Genomic DNA, 6,331 nt, shown 5'->3' with positions numbered 1-6,331 from the left:
ATATAGAAACAATAAAATGTGGATCTCTTCTTTTCTCCGTCACGTTTATTAACTTGTCTATAATGTTAACCTCTAATGAAAGCGGTGTCAACAGAATTATTTCACATTTCCGTCACTTTTTTTGGTAATGTTTCCATAATTCTTTTTTCGATGTCGTAATTGCTGTCGCACCAGCATTTAACGCTCTTTCAACGTCTTCTACAGTTCGAATAAAACCACCTGCTAAAATCGGTACACCTGTACGCTCTTTCACCTCAGCAATGACACCCGTTAACGCACCAGGAAGCACCTCTATATAATCCGGCTTCGTCTTTTCTAGTAAATTACAGCTCTTTTCCATTGCGCTAGAATCAATTAAAAAGATGCGTTGAATGGAGACGACACCTTTTTGCTTCGCCTTCATAATTACGCTCGCCTTTGTCGATAATAACCCGTACGGTTTATATTCTTGGCATAAAAACTCCGTCGCATGCCCATCACTTTGTAATCCATGGATCAAATCAACATGTAAAAATACTTTTTTATTATGCTGCTTCGCGAGTGACACAACACTCTTCAATTGACCAACATGAATGTCTAAAATAACAATATACTCATACGAACTATGTAATAGCTTTTCCAAATCTTTAATTTGCCTCACTGCCGGCAAAATCTTCTGTTCATGAAATTCCATTCTAAATGTCCCCTTCTTTATATCATCCTATCCTTTATAGTACACAATTTGGGTGAAAAGAACAGCTAGTGTAGGGGATTTCTTACAAATCTTTCTCTTATCTATATATTTTCTTCAACTTATCAGAAACCGTACCACCTATAACCATTAATATGAGGGGTAAAAAATTCATTACATATGGTGCATCTGCTACAATTGTAATGCTTGCTCCTGCAAACTTATTTACCATCCATACAACGATTTTTGTAATAAACAAAAATACTCCCAGCATGAATAGACTATCAAAAAACACCTTCCATTTTGGATACGCTAATTGTTTACTATCTTCGATTACCTTCTGCGTCAACTCTTCATCGCTCCTCAACAACTCATCAATCGTAATACCGAACAGATCACTTAAATGAATAATAATTTCAATGCTCGGATAGTTCTTTCCCGTCTCCCATTTCGAAACAGACTGCCTACTTACATGAATTTTTTCAGCCAAATCATTTTGCGACCAATTTCTTTTTTCCCTTTCTTCTTTTAAGCGTTCGCTAAAAATCATACTGTTCTTATCACCTCTCTACGTCTAGTATGGGCAAATAAATGATGAAGAGTAAAGCTAGTTATTGTTGCATAGCCTGTGCAACTTGTGCGTTACACTTTAAAATAGCGCTATGCAGTATTTAGATTCCATATACTTTTCTTCTATAATAATTTCCCGAACAATAATACAAATAACGAATACTAGTAAAGACAGGACTAGACATAAAAAATACGCCATTCCTTCCTATCGTTCTCCAGAAAGAATAACGTAAATATTCATTTTTACCCATCGTTTTTCGGACTATATGAAAACCCAGGGTATTTCACAACGGGCCATTTCTCCTTACGCAAGGAATCCATCAATTCTGATCCAACATGTACATTACTTTCCACTATTTCTTTAGGAGTCAGTGCCATCCATTGATTTAACGATACATCTTCAAAACGGTTACTTTTAAACATCTCTAAAAACCATAATGTTTCATTGCCTGTGTTTTGAATATAGTGTCCAGTCGCAAACGGTACATATCCGACATCACCAGCTCTATAATCAAATGTACGAGCTGTACCATTTCCAAGAAACACCGTCATCCTCGCTTGCCCGGTAAGATAATATTGCCACTCATCATTATTCGGGTGCCAATGAAGCTCTCTCATTCCACCAGGCTCAATTTCAACGAGCGCTGCTGCGATTGTTTTGGAAATAGGGAAATTCGTAGAATCTACAATTCGAACGCTACCACCAGGTGTCTTAATCGGTTTTTGTTTTAACAGTTCATGTTTAAACGTTAAAGGAACTTCTCCTTCTGGCGACTGAACTTCCTGGCTCTCAAGCGAACCCGGCACCTCTCCTTGATAAATATAAACTTGATCTGAAGGAATGGAGTTAAAAGCACTCTCTGGTACTCCGAAGTTAGCCGATAGAACTTCTTTTGGCGTATGTGCAAACCAGTCGGAAATAGCTAAGGTAGATAAATCAGAAAAGTGTCCATTATCGAATGCGAGTAGAAATTCACAATGTTCCAATCCTTGGATGGAATGCGGAATTCCAGGTGGGAAATACCAAAGATCCCCCGGACCAACATCAGCAATAAAATTCCGTCCATTTTGATCAACTGCAGTTATTCGTGCCCGTCCTAAAAGCATATACGCCCATTCCGCTTCCTTATGCCAATGAAGTTCACGCACCCCACCGGCTGTTAAGCTCATATTTACCCCAGCAATCGTAGTCGAAACCGGAAGTTCCCGAATAGTAATCTCCCGAGACCACCCACCTTGTTTTAAGATCATAGAAGTGTCTGAGAACGAAAATTTCAAGTTAGGAACTAATCCCGCATCCGTAATAGGCGGCACGAGCATATTCGGATTTTGAATATCCCGCATAACATTACGTGGTCCAGAATCAATCGCACCTGCTCCATCACTGCGGATTGGTTGTGGTATACTCCCTCCTGTTTCATTAACAGTACGTTTTTTCATCATTACACTCCTTTTTCATCTGACTATTAAGTAAAAAGCCTCTATCATAGTGTATGAATTGGGCTTTGGATGGTTACTGTGACTATTAAGTTGAATCGGGAAAAGGCCTGTTTCTCCTTGTCTTTTTGCGCCAATAAATTGATATTCCATGTCGAATCGTTGATATATTTCCGGAAATAAAAAAGTGGATAACAAGATGTTATCCACTCTCCCATAATTATAATAAAACCGAATCTTTATCACTATCCTGATTCCGTTTCTCTCGTTCTTCTTCTAAGCGCTTCATATATACTTCGCCTTCTTTTTCGATAAAATCGTTATCCATCTCTTGCTCTTTTTTCGAAGTATATAAAACCATGTAGCCACTCAATACAATCCCAATGATTACAAGATAAATCCACCATGGTAAAATTTCCACTTTCGTTCATCCCTTTCCTTAGACAAGCCTTATTAGTTTCACTTTATGAGGAAAGAAGTGGATTTATGCTTAAAATTTCATTGTGGATTCTCCGCGAAGAACGCTTGTACATATTCCATAAACTCGATTGGCTCTTGACGGAACGGTGCGTGGTATCCTTTTTCAATGATATGAAACGTACTATTTGCAAATAACTGATGATACAGCTCACCATTATTCCAAGGAACGCTCTTATCGTGCCTACCCCAAATAATTAAAGTCGGCACCTTAATTTTATCCGCTTCCATCGCAATGCGGCGCTCTCTCATTTTCGTAAGCTGATCATAATGCTTTTTATCATCGCGACTATTTTTCACTTCATTTTTATTATAATCCGTAATCTCTGTTACAGTTTGTAAGTCCGTCGATAGTGGCGTCACTTCATAACTTTCTTTTTGCTGGAAAGATTCAATCCCTGTAGAATCCGCTAAAACGAGATGGGTAACCGCGTCCGGATATAGATACGCTAAATTAAGGGACATCTCTCCCCCCATCGAATGACCAAGTACCGCAAACTGATCATATCCAAGTTTCTTCATTAACTTATAATATAAATTCACTTGCGCAGGAAACGAATACTGAAAATCAACCGGCTTAGAAGAACGCCCAAACCCTAAAATATCAACAGCGATAATCGTATGATCTCCCGCGAGTTCCGGATAAATATCACTAAACCCATCTGAAGAACCACCAAACCCATGAAGCATAAGTAAAGGCGGTTTTCCCTCACCAATTTGCTTAAAATAAATCGTCTGTCCATCAATCTGCGCCATCTTCTCTTTCGTATTTATCTTCATCATAACAGTATCCTTCACTTCTTCAACCTTCGCAATCGGCTTATCGACGAAGTTACATACTACTAAAAAAACGAGCACAATACCGCTAATCATATAAAACTTAAACCGTTTCAAAATCCCCGTCTCCTTTCTCATGTTGCTATTTAAAGTTTTTACATTTTTTGGTTGTTTTATGATTAATTTTAATTGTAACTGAAATAGTTACAATTATACTAAAAAAATATTACTCACTGCTATTACCGATGGTTGTTATGTAACCATTATAGTTACGCATTAAAAGTAAGTCAATTATTTTAATGATAAAAAAACAAGCAGTTCCAGCGATTCGCTAAAACTACTTGCTCTTCTACTTATTATCTCTATTTTTACTCTTTAATAAATTCCTTAGTACTTCTCACTGTATCAATCGGACGAACTAATTTTTCGATTTCTTCACGCTTTGGCTCTAAGAACGGAGGTAAAGATAATTTCTCTCCAAGCGTTTCATATGGCTCATCTCCCATAAAACCAGGGCCATCTGTTGCAAACTCGAATAAAATTTGCGGCGCAACTCTTGCGTATAATGACTCAAAGAAGTGACGATTTACATAACCAGATGAAGGGAGTCCAACTCGACTTAGTCGCTCAATCCACTCTTCTAATACAGCTCGATCCTCTACGCGGAATGCAGCATGGTGCACTGTACCAAAACCTTGTTGTGCTTCAGGAAGAACCGTATTATGTTCTACAATGACAGAGGCACCATTTCCACCTTCGTTTACTTCAAACAAATAGAATTCTCCTTCTTGAGCAATCTCTTTAAATAATAGAACTTTTTCTAGTACTTCTTTGAAATAACTAAAGTTCGCGATACGAATAAATACAGGTCCTAATCCAGTAATTGCATATTCTAATGGAACTGGACCGTTTTGCCACGGTGTACCTGATTCTATCCCTTTATCCAATTCGTCAGAGATTAATTGATAGTGTTGATCATCAAAGTCAACGAAAGAAAGAGTTTTCTTACCGAATTGCTCTTTAATTCCTGTATGCTCCACTTCAAGGCGGTCAAAACGTTTCACCCAATATGCTAATGCTGCATCACTTGGAACTCGGAATGAAGTCTTTGAAATTTCATTTGTCCCGTGTACACCTTTCGGAACGCCCGGGAAGTCAAAGAATGTCATATCTGTTCCTGCACTACCTTTATCATCTGCAAAGAATAAATGGTACGTTTGAATATCATCTTGGTTTACTGTTTTTTTAACAAGACGCATTCCTAAAACATGAGTGAAAAATTCATAGTTCTTTTCTGCACTACTTGTAATCGCTGTAACGTGGTGTATTCCTTTTAATTGGTTCATTTTATATTCCTCCAATAGTTTTCATTTATATGTTAAAGTTGTATTTTTTCTTCTATTACTTCTCTTCAATCGGAGCTAAATTCGCTTCAATTTCTTCTCGCTGATCTTCTAAGAACGGCGGTAAATCAACTTTTTCTCCTAGATGCTCCACATCTCCATCAACTGTAAATCCTGGTCCATCTGTCGCAATTTCAAAAAGGATTCCGTTTGATTCACGGAAATATAAGCTTTTAAAATAGAAACGGTCGATAATTCCTGAAGAATGGAAACCTCTTTGTGTCACCTGTTCTTCCCAATAGGCAAGCTCTGCACTGTTTTTCACACGAATTGCTAAATGGTGAATACTACCGCGCCCCGGTTTTTCAGAAGGACCGTCCAAATATTTCACAACTATTTCTCCAAAGGCTTCTCCTTTGATAGACTGAAAAATTGCTTCTTCGTCATTTCGGCTAACCTCTGTATAACCAAACATCTCTGTAAGTGTACTCGCCATTTTATCAAGTCTACGCACTGTCATTTCCACAGAACCCATTCCTTGAATTTGATGTTCAGCAGGAACTTCCGATTTCTCCCACGTTTCCCAATGCGTAACTTTTTCCCCATTTGAAACGAGTAGCACGAAACGAAGACCTTCAGCATCCTCAAATTTCAAAGCAGGACGATTTGCATATGTTGTCATTTCACTATGTTTCACATCAAATTCCTCAAATCGTGCTTTCCAGTAATGCAAACTGTCCTCTGAAGGAACGAGTAATCCAATTCGAGTAATTGCATTTGTACCACGATATGTTTTTCCTACTAAAGGAATTTCAAAAAATGATAATTCCGTACCTGGGCTTCCTGTTTTATCTCCGTAAAATAAGTGATACATTGACGGATCATCTTGATTTACCGTCATTTTCACACGGCGTAAACCAAGCACGTTTTTATAAAAGTGATTATTTTCATTTGCATTTTTCGTAACCATTGAAATGTGATGATGCCCTTTAATTTCATACATCGGTGATTCCTCCATTTCATTTTACTAGTCAAGTGATAACTAAAAAAATAATAT

General features: G+C 37.8%; 7 protein-coding genes. All 7 read right to left on the bottom strand.

Translation table 11 applies throughout. From position 1 onward, the window contains the following. Window positions 1-112: 112 nt before the first annotated feature. On the bottom strand, window positions 113-673 hold the full coding sequence (gene glpP, locus AB3X48_RS16075; protein ID WP_000394293.1) for a glycerol uptake operon antiterminator GlpP: 561 nt from the start codon (window positions 671-673) through the stop codon (window positions 113-115). A 97-nt stretch (window positions 674-770) separates the two neighbouring features. Beyond that, window positions 771-1,220 carry a helix-turn-helix domain-containing protein gene (locus tag AB3X48_RS16070; RefSeq protein ID WP_078174800.1) on the bottom strand — a complete coding sequence of 150 codons (450 nt, stop codon included), beginning with the start codon at window positions 1,218-1,220 and terminating at the stop codon, window positions 771-773. A 263-nt stretch (window positions 1,221-1,483) separates the two neighbouring features. Further along, entirely contained in the window at window positions 1,484-2,680 is a 1,197-nt protein-coding gene (locus AB3X48_RS16065) for an oxalate decarboxylase family bicupin (protein ID WP_088098777.1), read from the bottom strand. Between the two features lie 217 nt (window positions 2,681-2,897). After that, a complete protein-coding gene (locus AB3X48_RS16060) occupies window positions 2,898-3,098 on the bottom strand; it encodes a sporulation YhaL family protein (RefSeq protein WP_002064098.1) in 201 nt (66 codons plus the stop codon). 77 nt (window positions 3,099-3,175) lie between these two features. After that, a complete protein-coding gene (locus AB3X48_RS16055) occupies window positions 3,176-4,048 on the bottom strand; it encodes an alpha/beta fold hydrolase (RefSeq protein ID WP_016104075.1) in 873 nt (290 codons plus the stop codon). Window positions 4,049-4,299: 251 nt separating this feature from the next. Then, window positions 4,300-5,277 carry a ring-cleaving dioxygenase gene (locus tag AB3X48_RS16050; protein WP_070138888.1) on the bottom strand — a complete coding sequence of 326 codons (978 nt, stop codon included), beginning with the start codon at window positions 5,275-5,277 and terminating at the stop codon, window positions 4,300-4,302. A 55-nt stretch (window positions 5,278-5,332) separates the two neighbouring features. Continuing rightward, window positions 5,333-6,277, bottom strand: a complete 945-nt coding sequence (locus AB3X48_RS16045; protein WP_016104073.1) for a ring-cleaving dioxygenase — start codon at window positions 6,275-6,277, stop codon at window positions 5,333-5,335. Window positions 6,278-6,331: the final 54 nt, after the last annotated feature.

The sequence above is a fragment of the Bacillus sp. S4 genome (genome assembly GCF_040838205.1).
Lineage (GTDB): Bacteria > Bacillota > Bacilli > Bacillales > Bacillaceae_G > Bacillus_A > Bacillus_A cereus_U.
This window is presented reverse-complemented; position numbering and strand designations above follow the sequence as displayed.

What these genes read in the sequence shown, in the direction of transcription:
- glpP (WP_000394293.1), bottom strand. Translation starts at nt 673, where the DNA reads ATGGAATTTCATGAACAGAAGATTTTGCCGGCAGTGAGGCAAATTAAA.
- AB3X48_RS16070 (WP_078174800.1), bottom strand. Translation starts at nt 1,220, where the DNA reads ATGATTTTTAGCGAACGCTTAAAAGAAGAAAGGGAAAAAAGAAATTGG.
- AB3X48_RS16065 (WP_088098777.1), bottom strand. Translation starts at nt 2,680, where the DNA reads ATGAAAAAACGTACTGTTAATGAAACAGGAGGGAGTATACCACAACCA.
- AB3X48_RS16050 (WP_070138888.1), bottom strand. Translation starts at nt 5,277, where the DNA reads ATGAACCAATTAAAAGGAATACACCACGTTACAGCGATTACAAGTAGT.
- AB3X48_RS16045 (WP_016104073.1), bottom strand. Translation starts at nt 6,277, where the DNA reads ATGTATGAAATTAAAGGGCATCATCACATTTCAATGGTTACGAAAAAT.